Origin of the sequence: Rathayibacter sp. PhB179 (assembly GCF_004345345.1) — a bacterium.
Taxonomy (GTDB): domain Bacteria; phylum Actinomycetota; class Actinomycetes; order Actinomycetales; family Microbacteriaceae; genus Rathayibacter; species Rathayibacter festucae.
This window is the reverse complement of the sequence record NZ_SLVD01000007.1, coordinates 146,930-162,715: the sequence shown is the minus strand read 5'-3', so window position 1 is coordinate 162,715 and position 15,786 is coordinate 146,930. Positions and strand designations below refer to the sequence as shown.

Here is a 15,786-nt window from a genome sequence, read left to right as displayed (position 1 = left end):
GGTTCCCGCCGCCCGGCCTCCCTTATCCTTGTCTGGACAACTGTGCTGAGTGGAACCGGGGAGGACTGTGTGATGCTCCTCACCCTCGCGATCACGTTCGCCCTCGCGGTGATCACGCCGTGGATCGTCGACCGCTTCGGTCCGAAGGTCTTCTACGCCCTCGCCCTCGTGCCGGCCGCGACCTTCGTCTCGACCGCCGCCTCGCTGCCGACCGTCCTCGCCGGCGGAGAGCTGCGCGAGGAGATCCCGTGGATCCCCTCCCTCGACATCTCGCTCTCCTTCCGGCTGGACGCGCTCTCGATCGTCCTCGCGCTCGTCGTCAGCGGCGTCGGCGCCCTCGTCCTCGCCTACTGCGGCAGCTACTTCAAGCGCGACGAGCCGTCGCTCGGCCGGTTCGCCGCCCTGCTCTTCGCCTTCGCCGGCGTGATGTACGGGCTCGTCACCGCCGACGACGTGATCATCCTCTTCGTCTTCTGGGAGGCGACGAGCGTCCTCTCCTACCTGCTGATCGGGCACTACAGCGGTCGCAAGGAGAGCCGCGGAGCCGGCCTCCAGGCCCTCCTGGTCACCACCCTCGGCGGCCTGGCGATGCTCGTCGGCGTGATCATCCTCATCGTCGAGTCGGGCACCTCGAGCCTCGCGGGCATCGTCGCCGCGGCCCCGTCCGGGCCGATCGTCTCCGTCGCCCTCGTCCTCGTCCTGCTCGGTGCCTTCTCCAAGTCGGCGCTGGTCCCCTTCCACTTCTGGCTGCCTGCCGCCATGGCCGCACCGACCCCGGTCAGCGCCTACCTGCACGCCGCCGCGATGGTGAAGGCCGGCATCTACCTGGTCGCCCGCCTCGCCCCGGGCTTCGCCGACGACGCCGTGTGGCTGCCCGTGATCGTCAGCGTCGGCGTCTGGACAATGCTCGTCGGCGGCTGGCGCTCGCTCCGGCAGTACGACCTCAAGCTCGTCCTCGCCTACGGCACCGTCAGCCAGCTCGGCTTCCTGACCGTCGCGGTCGGCTTCGGCTCGCGCGACGCGGCCCTCGCCGGCCTCACCCTGCTGATCGGGCACGCGCTGTTCAAGGCGCTGCTGTTCCTCGCCGTCGGCATCGTCGACCACCGGGCCGGCACCCGCGACCTGCGCAAGCTCAGCGGTCTCGGCCGCCAGGCCCCGGTGCTCGCCGGCGCCGCGCTGCTCGGCGTGCTCTCGATGGCCGGCATCCCGCCCCTGCTCGGCTTCGTCGCGAAGGAGGCGGTCTTCACCAGCCTGCTGTCCGCGATCGAGCAGGGCTCGTTCTGGGCCTGGGTCGCACTGATCGGCCTGGTCATCGGCTCGATCCTCACCGTCGCCTACTCGGCGCGCTTCTTCTGGGGCGCCTTCGCCCGCAAGAAGGGCCTCGAGGACACCCACCTGCACGCGGAGCCGTGGACCTTCACCGCCCCGACCGTCGTCCTCGCCGTCGCGAGCGTCGTCGGCGGCATCGGCGCCTCCCTCCTCGACCCGCTGGTCGCGGTCTACGCCGACACACTCCCCTACGGTGCCCCCGACGCCGACCCGCGGCTCGCCGCGGCGGCCGAGGAGTCCGACCACGGCGGCTACCACCTCGCGCTCTGGCACGGCTTCGAGCCCGCCCTCGCGCTCAGCGCGATCGTCATCGCGATCGGCCTGCTGCTCTTCGCCAAGCGGATCGCGGTCGCGCGGATCCAGTCCAAGGTCCCGAACACCATCGACTCCGCCGAGGGCTACTGGGCCACCGTCCGCTGGCTCGACCGCGTGGCGAGCACCGTCACCGAGTTCGTCCAGCGCGGCTCGCTCCCCCGCTACCTCACGGTGATCTTCGCGGTCTTCGTCCTCGGAGTCGGCGGTGCCGCCGCGCTCAACCGCACCTGGCCCGGCGACCTCGTCTTCTGGGACTCCCCCGGCCAGCTCGCCGTCGCGGCCGTGATGATCCTCGCCGCGATCCTCTGCGCCGTCGCGCGCAACCGCGTCGCCGCCGTGCTGCTCGCCGGCGCGACCGGCTACGGGATGGTCGCCCTCTTCGCCATCCAGGGCGCCCCGGACCTCGCGCTCACCCAGGCGCTGATCGAGACGATCACCCTGGTCGTCTTCGTCCTCGTGCTGCGCCGGCTCCCCACCCGGATCGCGCAGAAGCACCAGCCGATGCGCAAGCGCCTCCGCGCCGTCATCGGCATCGCGGTCGGCGCCGTGATGGCCCTCGCCGCCACGATCGCCCTCGGCGCCCGGACTGCCACGCCGATCTCCGTCGACCTCCCCCGCCTGGCCTACGAGGAGGGCAAGGGACGCAACATCGTCAACGTCCTCCTCGTCGACATCCGCGCCTGGGACACCATGGGCGAGATCTCGGTGCTCGTCGTCGTGGCGACCGGCGTCGCGAGCCTGATCTTCCTCTCCAGCCGAGCCGGCGGCGCTCCGCGCCTCGAGCACCAGAGCGCGGCCGACCGCGAGGAGCGCGCGACCGACCTCACCGCCCCCTCGGCCGACGCGGAGAAGACCGGCGACCGCGGCTCCTGGCTGGTCGCCGGCCGCACGCTCCGCCCCGAGAACCGCTCGATCGTGCTCGAGGTGCTGGTGCGCCTGCTCTTCCACCCCGCGATGATCGTCTCCGTCTACCTGCTCTTCACCGGTCACAACACCCCGGGCGGAGGCTTCGCGGGCGGCCTGCTCGCCGGTCTCGCCCTCGTCGCGCGCTACCTGGCCGGCGGCCGGTTCGAGCTCGGCGAGGCCGCGCCGATCGACGCGGGCAAGGTCCTCGGCCTCGGCCTGCTCTTCGCGGTCGGCACCGCCGTCTCCTCGCTCGCCTTCGGCCTCGAGGTGCTCGAGTCGAGCTGGCTCGACCTCTACCTGCCGGTCCTCGGCGAGCTGCACCTGGGCACCTCCACCCTCTTCGACATCGGCGTGTACCTGATCGTGATCGGCCTGACCCTCGACATCCTCCGCAGCCTCGGCGGCGAGGTCGACCGCCACGGCGAGGAGGCCGAGCAGGGCGACCCGTCCGGCGACGGCGTCACCCACTCGACCGACAGCACCCCCGGCCCCGGCGCCGGCACCGTCGACGGCCTCGAGACGAAGCTGCCGACCGGCTCCACCGTCGTCGGCGGACCGGGCAGGGGGGACGACGCATGAGCATCACCCTCGTCCTCGTCGTCGTGATGGCGGTGCTGTACGCCGCGGGCGTCTACCAGATGCTCGAGCGCAGCCTCACCCGGATCCTGATCGGCTTCCTCCTGGTCGGCAACGCGACGAACATCCTGATCCTGCTGATGGCGGGCCGCTCGGGCGTCGCGCCGTTCGTCACCGACGACGGCCGCTCCTACGAGCAGATCGCCGAGGAGATGGCCGACCCGCTGCCGCAGGCCCTGATCCTGACGGCGATCGTGATCACCTTCGGGGTGTCCGCCTTCCTCCTCGCGATGATCTACCGGCGCTGGCGCCTCGCCAACGCCGACCAGGTCGAGGACGACGAGACCGACGCCTCCGTCCGCGCGGACGCGGCCGGCATCTCGGCGCAGACCACCGCGGACGACCGGGCCCTGGACGTCCTGCTCGAATCGAGCGACGAGGGCACCGCCGCCAAGCATGCCGAGAGCGCCATGACCGACGACAGGAAGGAGGACCGATGAACGTGCTGATCCCCCTCGTCGTCACCCTCCCCCTGCTGGGAGCCGCCGTCGCCCTCGTGCTCGGCCGCCACCGGCGCGCGCAGATCACGGTCAACATCGTCACGCTGTCCGCGGTCCTCGTGATCTCCTCCGTGCTGCTCGTCCTGGTCCTCACCGGCCAGGAGGGCGGCAGCGCCGTCTACGTCGGCGGCTGGGAGCCGCCGTGGGGCATCGTGCTGGTCGTCGATCCGCTCGCCGCCCTGATGCTGGTGATCACCTCGGTCACGCTGCTCGGCGTCCTGCTGTTCTCGGTCGGCCAGGGCCTGGTCGACGGCAACCGCGAGACGCCGGTCACGATCTTCCACCCGACCTACCTGATCCTCTCGGCCGGCATCCTCAACGCCTTCGTCGCGGGCGACCTCTTCAACCTCTACGTCGGCTTCGAGATCCTGCTCGCGGCGAGCTACGTGCTGATCACCCTCGGCGGCACCGCGCCGCGGATCCGGGCGGGCACGACCTACGTGGTCGTCAGCCTGGTCTCGAGCGTGTTCTTCCTCTCCGCGATCGGCCTGCTCTACGGCGCCACCGGCACCGTCAACATGGCGCAGCTGTCGATCCGCATCGCCGAGCTGCCCGCCGACGTCCAGCTCGTGCTGCACGTGGTGCTGCTGCTCGGCTTCGGGATCAAGGCCGCGGTCTTCCCGCTGTCGTTCTGGCTGCCGGACTCCTACCCCACCGCTCCGGCGCCGGTCACGGCCGTCTTCGCCGGCCTGCTCACCAAGGTCGGCGTCTACGCGCTGATCCGCACCGAGACGCTGCTCTTCCCGGGCGGTAGGCTCACGGAAGTGCTGATGGTGGTCGCGCTGCTGACGCTGGTGGTCGGCATCCTCGGCGCCGTCGCGCAGGCGGACATCAAGCGGATGCTCTCCTTCACCCTGGTGTCGCACATCGGCTACATGGTCTTCGGCATCGCGATCGGCACGGAGGCGGGCTACGCCGCGACGATCTTCTACGTGATCCACCACATCACCGTGCAGACCACACTGTTCCTCGCGACCGGGCTGATCGAGCGCGTCGGCGGCACCACCTCGATCCTCCGGCTCGGCGGGCTGCTGAAGGCCTCGCCGCTGCTCGCACTGCTCTACTTCATCCCCGCCATGAACCTCGGCGGCATCCCGCCGTTCACCGGCTTCCTCGGCAAGGTCGGCCTCTTCGTGGCCGGCACCGAGTCCGCCGCCGACCAGCCGTCCTGGCTGATCTGGGCGGTCATCGCCGCGGGCGCCGTCACCTCGCTGCTCACCCTCTACGCGGTCGCCCGCGTCTGGAACATGGCGTTCTGGCGCCGCCAGGAGGAGGTGCCCGGCTACGAGTCCCCGCTGATCGACCAGCTGCAGGAGGACCCGCACGACACCGGCACGGTCCGCACCCGGCACTCCCCCCCGATGATGGTCCTCGCGACCGCCGGCATGGTCGTCTTCGGCGTGGGCCTGACGATCGCCGCCGGCCCGCTCTACGACGCCAGCGAGCAGGCCGCCGCCGCGGTCGCCGACCCGTCCACCTACATCGCCACGGTCTACCGCGACTCGTCCTTCGGAGAGGAGGGCCCCCGATGAGCCCCCGCCGCCGCGTCGACTTCTGGAACCGGTTCGCGATGTTCGTGACGCTCGTCGGCATCTGGGTGCTGCTCTGGGACGACGTGTCGGTGCTCTCGATCGCCTCGGGCTTCCTGATCGCGCTGATCATCACGCGCGTCTTCTACCTGCCGCCGGTGGAGTTCTCCAACCGGGTGAACCCCTGGCACCTGGTGGTCTTCCTGCTGCGCTTGGCGCTGGACATCGCGGTCGCGTCCGTCCGCGTCTCGTACCAGATCCTCACCCTGCCGGTCCCGGTGCACAACGCGATCGTGGCCGTGCACCTGCGCAGCCGCTCCGAGGGGATGCTGGTCTGGACGACCGAGGCCGTCTCGCTCGTCCCCGGCTCGCTCGTGATCGACGTCGACCCCCAGCTGAACGTGCTGTACCTGCACGTCCTCGGCGTCACCCACGACGAGGGCCACCGGATCGACGAGGTCCGCCGCACGGTCCTGCGCACCGAGGCGCGCATCGTCCGGGCGATCGGCTCGCGCGAGGACGTCGCCCGGGTCAGCGAGCCGCTCGGCGAGAACGCGGGGGTGCTCCGATGATCGAGTGGCTCGTCTGGATCCTGGTCCCGATCTTCGGAGCGGCCGCCCTGCTCTCGCTCGTGCGCATCCTGATCGGCCCGTCGGTGCTGGACCGCGTGGTCGCCGCCGACGTGCTGGTGGCGACGATCCTCTGCGGCCTCGGCGCCGAGATGGCCATCAACCACCACGCGACGACGCTGCCGGTCGCGCTCGGGCTCGCGCTGTTCGCGGTGTTCGGCTCGATCAGCGTCGCCAAGTTCATGGCCAACCGCGAGGAGGACTGACATGGACGTCTTCTTCGACGTCGTCACCGCCGTGCTCGTCACCGTCGGCGCCCTGCTCTCTCTGGTCGCCGCGATCGGTCTGCTCCGCTTCGGCGATCTGCTCTCGCGGATGCACGCGGGCACGAAGCCCCAGGTGCTCGGCATCATCTGCGTGATGCTCGCCGTCGCGATCCGGAACCCCGGCTTCGCCGCCGCGGGCACCGTCGTCCTGGTGATCGGCTTCCAGCTGCTGACCGTGCCGATCTCGGCGCACATGGTCGGCCGCGCGGCCTACCGGGCCGAGGCCGTCTCCACCGGGTTCCTCGTCTCGGACGAGCTCGCCGACGCCGTGCAGCGCGCGGACGACGCCTCGCGGGCGACGGGTCCGGAGACGGCGCACGCCTCCGAGGAGGCCGCCGAGCGCTCGAGCGCGCCGCAGCCCGAGGACGAGGACGGCCCGGCCGCGACCGCCTAGCCGCCGGTCATCGTCCGCAGCGCGTAGCCGCCGACGGCGAGCGTCACCGCGAACAGCCCGCCGATCAGCAGCACGAGCAGCGGCACCACCCAGAGCAGGGCCCTCCGGCGTCGGGCGCGGGCGGCTTCCGGGGTCTCTTCGCTCACCCGTCGACCCTAGGCCAGGCGGCGCCTCCGCCGGGCCGGGCGCTGCCTCCGCCGGGCCGGGCGCTTCCGGGGCGCCCGCTACCCTTGATGCCATGACCCTGGACTCCGCTCTCTCCGGCGCGCCCGAGAACTCCCCTGCTCCCGGGAGCTCCCCCGTCTCGTTCCCGGAGGTGGCCGGCCGGCCCGGTGCGGAATGGTGGCGCACCGCGGTCATCTACCAGATCTACCCGCGCTCCTTCGCGGACGCCGACGGCGACGGGATCGGCGACCTCCCCGGCATCACCTCGCGCCTGGACAGCCTGGCCGAGCTCGGCATCGACGCGATCTGGCTCTCGCCGTTCATGACCTCCCCGCAGAAGGACGCCGGCTACGACGTCGCCGACTACTGCGACGTCGACCCGCTCTTCGGCACGCTGGCCGACTTCGACGCGATGCTCGCCCGTGCCCACGCGCTCGGGATCCGCGTGATCGTCGACCTCGTCCCCAACCACTCCTCGAGCGCGCACCGCTGGTTCCAGGCCGCCCTGGCCGCTCCCGCCGGCAGCGACGAGCGCGCCCGCTACCTCTTCCGCGACGGCCGCGGCGCCGCCGGCGAGCTGCCGCCGAACAACTGGGAGTCGGTCTTCGGCGGCCCCGCCTGGACCCGGGTCACCGAACCCGACGGCACCCTCGGCCAGTGGTACCTGCACCTCTTCGACACCTCGCAGCCCGACTTCGACTGGACGAACGAGTGGGTGCGCGAGCGCTTCCGCGAGGTCCTGCGCTTCTGGCTGGACCGCGGCGTCGACGGCTTCCGCGTCGACGTGGCGCACGGGATGATCAAGGCCGAGGGCCTGCCCGACTACACCCCGCCCGCGGACAGCGGCTCGATGGGCGGCGTGGCGCCCGGCGACGACGCCGAGCCCGTCACCGCTCCCTACTGGGCGCAGGACGGCGTGCACGAGATCTACCGCGACTGGCATGCGCTGCTCGCCGAGTACCCGGCCGACCGCGTGCTCTGCGCGGAGGCGTGGGTGCAGCCGCTCTCGAAGCTCGCCCGCTGGGTGCGCCCCGACGAGATGCACCAGGCCTTCAACTTCGCCTACCTCGAGACGCCGTGGGGCGGACCCGCGCTGCGCGACATCATCGACTCCTCGCTGAGCTCGTTCGCCGCGGTCGGCGCGCCGTCCACCTGGGTGCTCTCGAACCACGACGTGGTGCGCCACGCGAGCCGCCTCGCCCTCACCACCGACAACCCGCAGGGCTACGGCATCGGCCCGCGCACCCCGGGCCTGCCCGACCCGGTGCTCGGCCTCCGCCGCGCGCGGGCCGCGACCGCCCTGATGCTCGCGCTGCCCGGCTCCGCCTACGTCTACCAGGGTGAGGAGCTCGGCCTGCCCGAGGCGATCGACCTGCCCGACGCGGCGCGCCAGGACCCGACCTGGTTCCGCACCGGCGGCGAGCGCTACGGCCGCGACGGCTGCCGCGTGCCGCTGCCCTGGGAGGCGGACGCGCCCGCCTACGGCTTCAACGACTCCGGCGACTCCTGGCTCCCCCAGCCCGGCGACTGGGCGCCGTTCGCGCGCGACCGCCAGACCGGCGTCGAGGGGTCGACCCTCGAGCTCTACCGGGCGCTCCTCGCGGTGCGCCGCGCGGAGGACCTCGGTTCGGGCGCGATCGAGTGGCTCGAGGGCTACCCGGAGGAGGTCGTGGCGTTCCGGAACGGCGGCGTCACCGTCATCGCGAACACCGGCTCATCGCTGGTCGAGCTGCCGGTCGGCACGGTCGTGCTCTCCTCCGAGGAGCTGCACGAGCCGGCACTGCCGGGCGACACGACGGTCTGGCTGCGCCAAGACTGACGTCCCAGAGTTCGATCTGCAGGTGATCCGCCGTCCGCGGACCGCGGACTCGCGGCGGAACGGGCGGTCGCGCCCGGATCGCCTGCAGATCGAACGGGAGCGGCCGGGCCCGCGGCGGCTCAGCGCCCGGCGTTCGCCTTCAGCCAGAGGTAGGAGTCGACCTTGGTCACGCCGTCGAGGCGGATCTCGAAGTGCAGGTGCGGCCCGGTCGACATGCCGGTCGTGCCGACGAGGCCGAGCAGCTGGCCGACCTTGACCGGGTCGCCCTCGTTCACCGCCGCGGAGCCGTGCTGCATGTGCGCGTAGACGCTGGAGACGAGCTGCCCGTCGATCTCGTGGTCGACGATGACGTGCACGCCCAGCGAGCCCTCGCCGTCGATCACCGTGCGGACCACGCCGTCGGCGATCGCCTGGATCGGCGAGCCGTTGCCCGGGTTGAAGTCGGTGCCGCCGTGATTGACCGAGCAGCCCGCGCAGTTGCGGTAGCCGAAGCGGTCTCCCACCGGCACACCGACCGCGAAGGGCCACTGGATCGAGGCGTTCGGGTCGTTGGTGAAGCCGGCGTCGGAGGTGCGGACGATCGCGGACACGTCGGTCTGCGTCTTGCGCTCCTGCACGCCGAAGCCGTCGCGCGCGACGGTCTCGGCGCTGACCTCGCCGGTCGTGAAGGACTGCGCGCCGCGGTCGACGGTGCCGCCGGGCGCGACGACGAGGTTCTGCGCCTGCACCTCCTCCGCGGTGAGGAGCGACGTGGCGGGCAGCGAGGTCGCCGCCACCATCGCGGCGACGAACGACAGCGCGACGAGCCCGCCGATCCGGCGGCTCGACCGCACGGGTCGCAGCGGCGCGACGCGGGGTGCGGAGACGGGCGCCGGCGGCGCGGAGCGGACGGAGGCGACCCGCAGCTCGGCGTCGCGGAGCTCGGCCGGGCCGACCGCCACTCCCTCGGCCTGGACGTCGGCAGCGAGGGCCTCGGCGCGCTCGCGCTCGCGCAGCTCGCGACGGGTGAGGGGTGGGAGGGATTCGCCAGGGGTCGATGCGGGGGCAGCGGGCAAGGGCGAATCGGGGCTCACGAAATCCGGATCTTCCGTCGGGGGCGGGGGACGAGCGGCACTCCGCCAGGGAGTCGAAGCGCTTCTCGGGGATCCGCGACCGCATCCTGTGCGAATGTCACGAATTCATAAAGGATAACCACGGACTCCCGATCCGGCCAGAGCGGGTCGTCGAGAGGCCGGATCCTCGTCGCCGGATCCGCGCTCGGCGCTCGGATCCTGCGCGATCATGCGCGCGCATGCACCGACTTCGCGCGGAACCGGTCCCCGATCAGACCTCGTCGGCGCGCAGCCGCCGCAGCAGAGCCTCGAGCTCGCTGAAGATCGGCTCCGGGGCCGCGATCAGCAGGCCGTTGCCCGCCGGGCGGCCGTCGAAGCCCGCGACGACGGCCCCGGCCTCCTCCGCGACGAGGGCGCCCGCCGCGAGGTCCCACGGGTTCAGCCCGCGCTCGTAGTACGCGTTCAGCGACCCCGAGGCGACCGCGCAGAGGTCCAGCGCCGCCGAGCCGATGCGGCGGATGTCCCGCACCGAGCCGAGCAGCTCCTGCACGACCGCGCCCTGGCGCATCCGGCGCGCGGCGTCGTAGCCGAATCCCGTGCCGACCAGCGCCAGCGAGAGCGAGGCGGGCGGAGTGACGTGCAGCGCGGCCCCGTCGCGCTCGGCCCCGCCGCCCCGGCTCGCGGTGTAGACCTCGCCGGTGGCGCCGTTGACGACCGCCCCGGCGAGCGCGGTCCAGGTCTCGGGCTCCGGCTCGCCCTCGACGACCGCGATGCTGACCGCGTAGGAGGGGATGCCGTAGAGGTAGTTGACCGTGCCGTCGATCGGATCGACGACCCAGGTGAGCCCGCTCGTCCCGCCGCCCGCGCCCGACTCCTCGCCGAGGAAGCCGTCGTCCGGGCGTGCCTCGGCGAGCCGGCGGCGGATCAGCTGCTCGACCTCGCGGTCGGCGGCCGTGACCACGTCCTCCGGCGACGACTTCGAGGCGGCGATCTCGACCCCGTCCTGGCGGCGCTGCCGGGCGAGGTGCGCCGCCTCGACGGCGATCGAGCGGGCGATGGCGAGGAGGGAGGCGTGGGCGCTCATGCGTCCAGCCTAGGGACCGGCCGGTCCGGCGGGGACGGACGCAGGCGGGGCAGACGGCGACCGGGCCCGCGGAGGATCATGGGGGCATGAGCGCCGCCGTGACCCCTCAGCCCCCGATCGCAGTGACCGGAGCCACCGGGGCGGTGGGCGGCCGCGTCGCGCGCCTGCTCGCCGACGCCGGCCTCCCCCTCCGCCTCCTCGCCCGCGACCCCTCGCGTGCGCCCGAGCTGCCGGGGGCGACGGCCGTCCGCTCGTCCTTCACCGATCCGGGCGATGCGCTCGACGGCGTCCGCCTCCTGCTGATGGTGTCCGCGGCCGAGAACGAGGACCGGCTCGCCGAGCACCTCTCGATGGTCGCGGCCGCCGCCGCCGCGGGCGTCGAGCACGTCGTCTACACGTCCTTCGCCGGCGCCTCCCCCACCGCGACCTTCACGCTCGCGCGCGACCACGCCGCGACGGAGGAGGCGATCCGCGCCTCCGGGATGTCGTGGACCTTCCTCCGTGACAACCTCTATCTGGACTTCGTCCCCGCGATGCTCGGCGACGACGGCGCGATCCGCGGCCCGGCCGGCACCGGCCGCGCGGCGATCGTCGCCCGCGAGGACGTCGCCCGCGCCGCCGCCGCGATCCTGCGCGCCCCCGAGGAGCACCGCGGCGCGACCTACGAGCTGACCGGTCCCGAGGCCCTCACCTTCGACGAGATCGCGGCCGTCCTCACCGCCGCCGGCCACCCCGCGGTCTTCGTCGACGAGACACTCGAGGAGGCGCGCGCCTCCCGCCGCCGCTGGAACGCCCCCGACTGGCAGCTCGACGCCTGGATCAGCACCTACACCGCCGTCGCCGCCGGCGAGATGCAGCACGTCTCCGGCGACGTCGAGCGCCTGACGGGCCGCGCCCCGCTGTCCCTCGAGCAGTTCCTCGCGGCGACTCGCTGATGGTCCTCCGGATGACGAAACGCCGTGCGCGCTAGGATCGACCCCATAAATGATGTCCCAACTACCCTGAGACAGCGTTCATGGAGGTCCGATGGTCAAGCGCATCCTTCAGCCGCGTCCAGTGGTCGATGACGCCCTCCGCGTCACCGGTCAGCTGATCCGCACCGGGCGCGGCGACCGCGGCTGGTCGGCGGGCGAACTCGCAGGCCGTGCCGGCGTCTCCGAGCGCACCGTCCTCGCCGCCGAATCCGGTGCGCCGGGCACCGCGTTCGCGACGGTGCTGGAGCTGCTCGTCCTCACGGGCAGCGCGCCGTTCGGCATCGAGGACCCGGTCGAGATGGCTCGACTGCGGCACCGCGGGGAGGAGCGGCTCGCCCTGCTCCCCTCGCGAGTCCGACGAGGCGCGGCGGTCGTCGATGACGACTTCTGAGCACGCCTACGTCTGGACCTGGCTTCCCGGCGCCGGGGTGCCCGTCGTCGCCGGAGTCGTGGAAGCGGACGGCGCGGCCACCCGCTTCGCCTACGCACGGAGCTACCTGGAGCGGCCGGGGGCGATCGCCCTCGCGCCCGAGCTTCCTCTGACCCGTGGCGCCCAGCCGCCGAGAGACGGTCTGGTCATCGCCGGCGCGCTCCGCGACGGCGCGCCCGACGGATGGGGCCGCGGCGTCATCCGCTACGGACTAGGCCTCGGCGAGGACGACGATCTCGGCGAGATCGACTACCTGCTCCGCTCCGGCTCGGATCGCTTCGGCGCCCTCGACTTCCAGGAGTCGCCCACGGACTACGTCTCCCGATCCGACTCGGCGACGCTCGAAGAGCTGCGACGAGCCGCAGAGGCCCTGGAAGCCGGCGTGCGCCTGACCCCGGAGCTCGAGGCGGCGCTCGAGCACGGCACCTCCATCGGCGGCGCGCGGCCCAAGGCGACGCTGATCAGCGAGGACGGGCGTCGCATCCTCGCGAAGTTCGCCTCCTCGACCGACCGCCTGTTCTCCTACGTCCGTGCGGAGGCGACCATGCTCGCACTCGCGGCCCGGGCGAGCATCGACGTGCCGACGTGGGAGGTCGTCACCGCGGGCGGGAAGGACGTCCTCCTGCTCGAGAGGTTCGACCGGGGCCCGGAAGGCACCCGTCGGCACGTTGTCAGCGGACTGACCCTGGCGGGCGAGAGCGAGATGACGGCTCGCTACGTCTCCTACCCGTCGATCCTCGACGTCCTCCGGCAGTACGGCGACGCGGCCGCAGGTGAGGAGCTCTTCCGCCGGATCGCCTTCAACATGGCCATCAGCAACAGCGACGACCACGCTCGCAATCATGCTGCGTTCTGGGACGGCGCCTCCCTCCGGCTGACACCCGCGTTCGACCTCACCCCCGGCCCGCGCTCGGGCGAGAGCGCCTCCCAGGCCATGGCGTTCGGCCGCCGGGGAGAGCGCCGGTCCTCCCTGCCGCTCCTGGTCCAGCAGAGCGGAACGTACGGGCTGAGCACGAAGCAGGGACGCCGCATCACGGAGGACGTCGTCGCGACCGTCCACGACGGCTGGCACGACGCCGTCACCGAGGCGGGACTCTCCGCTCGCGATCGCGATCGTCTCTGGGGCCGGCAGATCCTCAACCCCGCCCTGCACTTCGACTGACGCCGGACCTGGTGCGGTCGTGATCCTCTTGGCGCTCACGAGGGCGCGTACACGACCCCGTCCATGCCGGTCGAGCAGCCCCCCAGGGGCGGATCGAGACCCGACGTCATCATCAGGGCGGGTCTGCAGACTCGTCTTCTGACGCTGGTGGATCTCGATACGCCCGCTGTGCGGGCCACTCGATCAGCATGAGTTCTGAGTGCCGCAGCAGCTGCATGCCGGTCGAGTAGCCCCGGAGGGGCGTATCGAGACCCACGCTCCAGAAAGATCGGGAGACGGAGGAAGCCCCGCCACCCGCCTCGTGGAGGCGCGTGCGGGGCTTCGGTCGCAGTGCTGTGGCGAGTGAGGGATTCGAACCCCCGAAGGCTACGCCGTCTGATTTACAGTCAGATCCCTTTGGCCGCTAGGGTAACTCGCCGTCGCGCACCCGACCGGGAGTCAAGCTCTCGACCGAAGGCGCTGGACAAGGATACCCACGCGCTCCCCGGATCGGAAATCGGCCTCAGCCCGCCGCCGCGGCGTAGCGGGACGCCGCCTCGGCGACCTTGCCCGCGTAGCTCGTCGCCGGGTTGTAGGCCGCGATCGCGTCGCGCCAGCCGGACTGCGTGGTGAGGTCGCCGCCCGCCTGGCAGAGGTAGCGCGCCGCGGTGACCGCCTGCTGGTCGACGTTCTGCGGGTCCCAGCCGCTCGATGCCCAGCGCATCCAGGTGGCGGGGATGATCTGCAGCGGGCCCATCGCGCGGTCCGTCTCGGGGTCGCCGTCGAGCGCGCCGCCGTCGTTGTCCTCGACGCGGTCGAACCGCGTGCCGTCCAGCGAGGGTCCGTAGATCGGCTCGGTCGGGCGGCCGTCCTCGCCGAGCTCGCCGCCGAAGATCGTGCCGTGCCGGCTCTCGACGTAGCCGATGCCGGCGAGTGTCGCCCAGTCGAGGCCGCAGCCGGGGTCGACGGAGGAGGTAAGCAGCGCCGCGCCCGCGTAGGCCGTGAGCGCGCGCACCGGGATGCCGCTGCCCTCGGCGGTGCCGGCCAGCCAGTCCCCGCTCGTGAGCTGTCGCACCGGAGTCGCCGCCGTCTCCTCGGGGTCCTCCAGCAGCGCCGGGTCGGCCGCGGCGGGAGCGGTAGCCGCCGGCGGCACCGTCACGACTCCGTCCTCGTACTCCACCGCGGGCTCCGCGGGGCGGGTGCAGCCGACGAGCACGAGGCCGACGAGCGGCAGGATCAGCAGGGCGGGGAGGCGGCGCACCGTCCCTTCGTACCAGGCGCGCCTCCGGAACGGCCCGGCGGAGGCGCGAAAGCTAAGCTCGGAGGCATGGCAGATTCAACGTTCGACGTCGTCAGCAAGGTCGACAAGATGGAGGCGGACAACGCCCTCAACCAGGCCCACAAGGAGGTCGAGCAGCGCTACGACTTCAAGAACGTCGGCGCCTCGATCGCGTGGAGCGGCGAGAAGATCCTGATCAAGGCGAACACCGAGGAGCGGGCGAACGCCATCCTCGACGTCTTCCAGACCAAGCTGATCAAGCGCGGCATCAGCCTCAAGAGCCTCGACTCCGGCGAGCCCTTCGCCTCGGGCAAGGAGTACCGCATCGAGTCGACGCTCAAGGACGGCATCGACCAGGAGCAGGCGAAGAAGATCAACAAGCTGATCCGCGACGAGGCCCCCAAGTCGGTCAAGTCGCAGATCCAGGGCGACGAGCTCCGCGTCTCGTCCAAGAGCCGCGACGACCTCCAGGCGACGATGGCGCTGCTGCGCGGGGCCGACCTCGACCTCGACCTCCAGTTCGTCAACTTCCGCTGAGGGATGTCGCACTCCGAGAGCACGCAGACCCGCCGCGGCATCGACGCCCCCGACGCTCGGGGCCGCACCGGCCTCGACCGCGAGGGCTACGACCTGACCGGCAACCCCGACGTGGTCGTGAAGTCGGTGACCCTCCTCTCCAGCCACTGGTACGTCCTGCGCACCACCGAGTTCGAGTACCGGCGCCGCGACGGCCGCTGGACCACCGAGCACCGCGAGACCTACGACCGCGGCAACGGCGCGGCTGTGCTGCTCTACGACCTCGAGGCGCGCTCCGTCGTGCTCGTGCGGCAGTTCCGCTACCCCACCTACGTCAACGGCAACCTCGACGGCATGCTGCTCGAGGTGCCGGCGGGTCTGCTCGACGAGGACGGTCCGGAGGAGGGCGCGCGCCGCGAGGCGTCCGAGGAGACCGGCCTCGAGGTCGGCCGGCTCGAGCACGTCTTCGACGCGTACATGAGCCCCGGCTCGATCACCGAGATGCTGCACTTCTACGCCGGTCCCTACCGCGCCGGCTCGAGCGACGGCGTCTACGCCGGGCTCGCGGACGAGGGTGAGGACACCGAGCTCGTCGAGCTGTCCTTCGACGAGGCCCTCGCGCAGATCGGCGTCCAGATCATCGACGCGAAGACGATCATGCTGCTGCAGTGGGCGGCCCTGAGCGGCCCCTTCTCGCGCTGACCGAGCAGCCCCGGAGTGAGCGCGACCCATGCTGGTCGAGTAGCCCCGCAGGGGCGTATCGAGACCCGCGGTCCTCAGCACGGCAGGTCTGCAGCCTCCTGCTCTGACGATGGAGGATCT

The 15,786-nt window shown here is 72.1% G+C and carries 16 protein-coding genes and 1 tRNA gene; 12 read left to right on the top strand and 5 right to left on the bottom strand.

The genetic code is table 11. The features are described 5' to 3' along the window. Positions 1-72 precede the first annotated feature (72 nt). The 6 genes from EDF43_RS15165 to mnhG are packed head-to-tail and all read left to right on the top strand — an operon-like array spanning position 73 to position 6,504. Positions 73-3,129: a Na+/H+ antiporter subunit A gene (locus tag EDF43_RS15165; protein ID WP_132437552.1), complete on the top strand. Its 3,057-nt coding sequence runs from the start codon at positions 73-75 to the stop codon at positions 3,127-3,129. Then, positions 3,126-3,626, top strand: a complete 501-nt coding sequence (locus EDF43_RS15160; RefSeq protein WP_123737411.1) for a Na(+)/H(+) antiporter subunit C — start codon at positions 3,126-3,128, stop codon at positions 3,624-3,626. The genes EDF43_RS15165 and EDF43_RS15160 overlap by 4 nt, the downstream gene beginning before the upstream one ends. Then, the gene (locus tag EDF43_RS15155) at positions 3,623-5,218 is read left to right on the top strand and encodes a Na+/H+ antiporter subunit D (RefSeq protein WP_123447848.1); all 1,596 of its coding nucleotides are present in this window, start codon (positions 3,623-3,625) and stop codon (positions 5,216-5,218) included. Before EDF43_RS15160 ends, EDF43_RS15155 begins: the two co-directional genes overlap by 4 nt. Beyond that, a complete protein-coding gene (locus EDF43_RS15150; RefSeq protein WP_132437551.1) occupies positions 5,215-5,787 on the top strand; it encodes a Na+/H+ antiporter subunit E in 573 nt (190 codons plus the stop codon). Before EDF43_RS15155 ends, EDF43_RS15150 begins: the two co-directional genes overlap by 4 nt. Further along, complete coding sequence (locus EDF43_RS15145; RefSeq protein WP_123447850.1) at positions 5,784-6,050, top strand: monovalent cation/H+ antiporter complex subunit F; 267 nt, start codon at positions 5,784-5,786, stop codon at positions 6,048-6,050. Before EDF43_RS15150 ends, EDF43_RS15145 begins: the two co-directional genes overlap by 4 nt. A gap of 1 nt (position 6,051) precedes the next feature. Next, entirely contained in the window at positions 6,052-6,504 is a 453-nt protein-coding gene (mnhG, locus tag EDF43_RS15140; RefSeq protein ID WP_123705325.1) for a monovalent cation/H(+) antiporter subunit G, read from the top strand. Here mnhG and EDF43_RS21920 read toward each other — a convergent pair. Further along, the gene (locus EDF43_RS21920) at positions 6,501-6,650 is read right to left on the bottom strand and encodes a hypothetical protein (RefSeq protein WP_159422145.1); all 150 of its coding nucleotides are present in this window, start codon (positions 6,648-6,650) and stop codon (positions 6,501-6,503) included. The genes mnhG and EDF43_RS21920 overlap by 4 nt on opposite strands. Positions 6,651-6,742: 92 nt before the next feature. Between EDF43_RS21920 and EDF43_RS15135 the strand changes: the two genes are divergently transcribed. Then, complete coding sequence (locus tag EDF43_RS15135; RefSeq protein WP_132437550.1) at positions 6,743-8,488, top strand: alpha-amylase family glycosyl hydrolase; 1,746 nt, start codon at positions 6,743-6,745, stop codon at positions 8,486-8,488. A gap of 119 nt (positions 8,489-8,607) precedes the next feature. On the opposite strand, the gene EDF43_RS15130 is transcribed toward EDF43_RS15135, so the two are convergent. Together EDF43_RS15130 and EDF43_RS15125 are read right to left on the bottom strand one after the other, a co-directional pair. Next, on the bottom strand, positions 8,608-9,561 hold the full coding sequence (locus EDF43_RS15130) for a M23 family metallopeptidase (protein ID WP_165932478.1): 954 nt from the start codon (positions 9,559-9,561) through the stop codon (positions 8,608-8,610). 250 nt (positions 9,562-9,811) lie between these two features. Continuing rightward, a complete protein-coding gene (locus EDF43_RS15125) occupies positions 9,812-10,624 on the bottom strand; it encodes an inositol monophosphatase family protein (protein WP_132437548.1) in 813 nt (270 codons plus the stop codon). Positions 10,625-10,710: 86 nt separating this feature from the next. On the opposite strand from EDF43_RS15125, the gene EDF43_RS15120 reads away from it, so the two are divergent. From EDF43_RS15120 to EDF43_RS15110, 3 genes are all read left to right on the top strand, one after another. After that, on the top strand, positions 10,711-11,559 hold the full coding sequence (locus tag EDF43_RS15120; protein WP_132437547.1) for an SDR family oxidoreductase: 849 nt from the start codon (positions 10,711-10,713) through the stop codon (positions 11,557-11,559). Positions 11,560-11,680: 121 nt separating this feature from the next. Continuing rightward, complete coding sequence (locus EDF43_RS15115; protein WP_207901785.1) at positions 11,681-11,989, top strand: hypothetical protein; 309 nt, start codon at positions 11,681-11,683, stop codon at positions 11,987-11,989. Beyond that, the gene (locus EDF43_RS15110) at positions 11,976-13,190 is read left to right on the top strand and encodes a type II toxin-antitoxin system HipA family toxin (RefSeq protein WP_132437545.1); all 1,215 of its coding nucleotides are present in this window, start codon (positions 11,976-11,978) and stop codon (positions 13,188-13,190) included. Before EDF43_RS15115 ends, EDF43_RS15110 begins: the two co-directional genes overlap by 14 nt. Positions 13,191-13,526: 336 nt before the next feature. Here the strand turns inward: EDF43_RS15110 and EDF43_RS15105 are convergent. Together EDF43_RS15105 and EDF43_RS15100 are read right to left on the bottom strand one after the other, a co-directional pair. Next, a tRNA-Tyr gene (locus EDF43_RS15105) sits at positions 13,527-13,608 on the bottom strand. Positions 13,609-13,692: 84 nt separating this feature from the next. Then, the gene (locus EDF43_RS15100) at positions 13,693-14,430 is read right to left on the bottom strand and encodes a hypothetical protein (protein ID WP_132437544.1); all 738 of its coding nucleotides are present in this window, start codon (positions 14,428-14,430) and stop codon (positions 13,693-13,695) included. Positions 14,431-14,496: 66 nt separating this feature from the next. Here EDF43_RS15100 and EDF43_RS15095 point away from each other — a divergent pair, with 66 nt between their 5' ends. Beyond that, positions 14,497-14,985: a YajQ family cyclic di-GMP-binding protein gene (locus EDF43_RS15095; protein WP_123447856.1), complete on the top strand. Its 489-nt coding sequence runs from the start codon at positions 14,497-14,499 to the stop codon at positions 14,983-14,985. Positions 14,986-14,988: 3 nt separating this feature from the next. After that, positions 14,989-15,666, top strand: coding sequence for an NUDIX domain-containing protein (locus tag EDF43_RS15090; protein ID WP_132437543.1), 678 nt, complete (start codon positions 14,989-14,991; stop codon positions 15,664-15,666). Positions 15,667-15,786 lie beyond the last annotated feature (120 nt).

Excerpts from the sequence above, each read along its gene's own strand:
- EDF43_RS15165 (WP_132437552.1), top strand. The coding sequence starts at position 73 with ATGCTCCTCACCCTCGCGATCACGTTCGCCCTCGCGGTGATCACGCCG.
- EDF43_RS15160 (WP_123737411.1), top strand. The coding sequence starts at position 3,126 with ATGAGCATCACCCTCGTCCTCGTCGTCGTGATGGCGGTGCTGTACGCC.
- EDF43_RS15155 (WP_123447848.1), top strand. The coding sequence starts at position 3,623 with ATGAACGTGCTGATCCCCCTCGTCGTCACCCTCCCCCTGCTGGGAGCC.
- EDF43_RS15150 (WP_132437551.1), top strand. The coding sequence starts at position 5,215 with ATGAGCCCCCGCCGCCGCGTCGACTTCTGGAACCGGTTCGCGATGTTC.
- EDF43_RS15145 (WP_123447850.1), top strand. The coding sequence starts at position 5,784 with ATGATCGAGTGGCTCGTCTGGATCCTGGTCCCGATCTTCGGAGCGGCC.
- mnhG (WP_123705325.1), top strand. The coding sequence starts at position 6,052 with ATGGACGTCTTCTTCGACGTCGTCACCGCCGTGCTCGTCACCGTCGGC.
- EDF43_RS15135 (WP_132437550.1), top strand. The coding sequence starts at position 6,743 with ATGACCCTGGACTCCGCTCTCTCCGGCGCGCCCGAGAACTCCCCTGCT.
- EDF43_RS15125 (WP_132437548.1), bottom strand. The coding sequence starts at position 10,624 with ATGAGCGCCCACGCCTCCCTCCTCGCCATCGCCCGCTCGATCGCCGTC.
- EDF43_RS15120 (WP_132437547.1), top strand. The coding sequence starts at position 10,711 with ATGAGCGCCGCCGTGACCCCTCAGCCCCCGATCGCAGTGACCGGAGCC.
- EDF43_RS15110 (WP_132437545.1), top strand. The coding sequence starts at position 11,976 with ATGACGACTTCTGAGCACGCCTACGTCTGGACCTGGCTTCCCGGCGCC.
- EDF43_RS15095 (WP_123447856.1), top strand. The coding sequence starts at position 14,497 with ATGGCAGATTCAACGTTCGACGTCGTCAGCAAGGTCGACAAGATGGAG.
- EDF43_RS15090 (WP_132437543.1), top strand. The coding sequence starts at position 14,989 with ATGTCGCACTCCGAGAGCACGCAGACCCGCCGCGGCATCGACGCCCCC.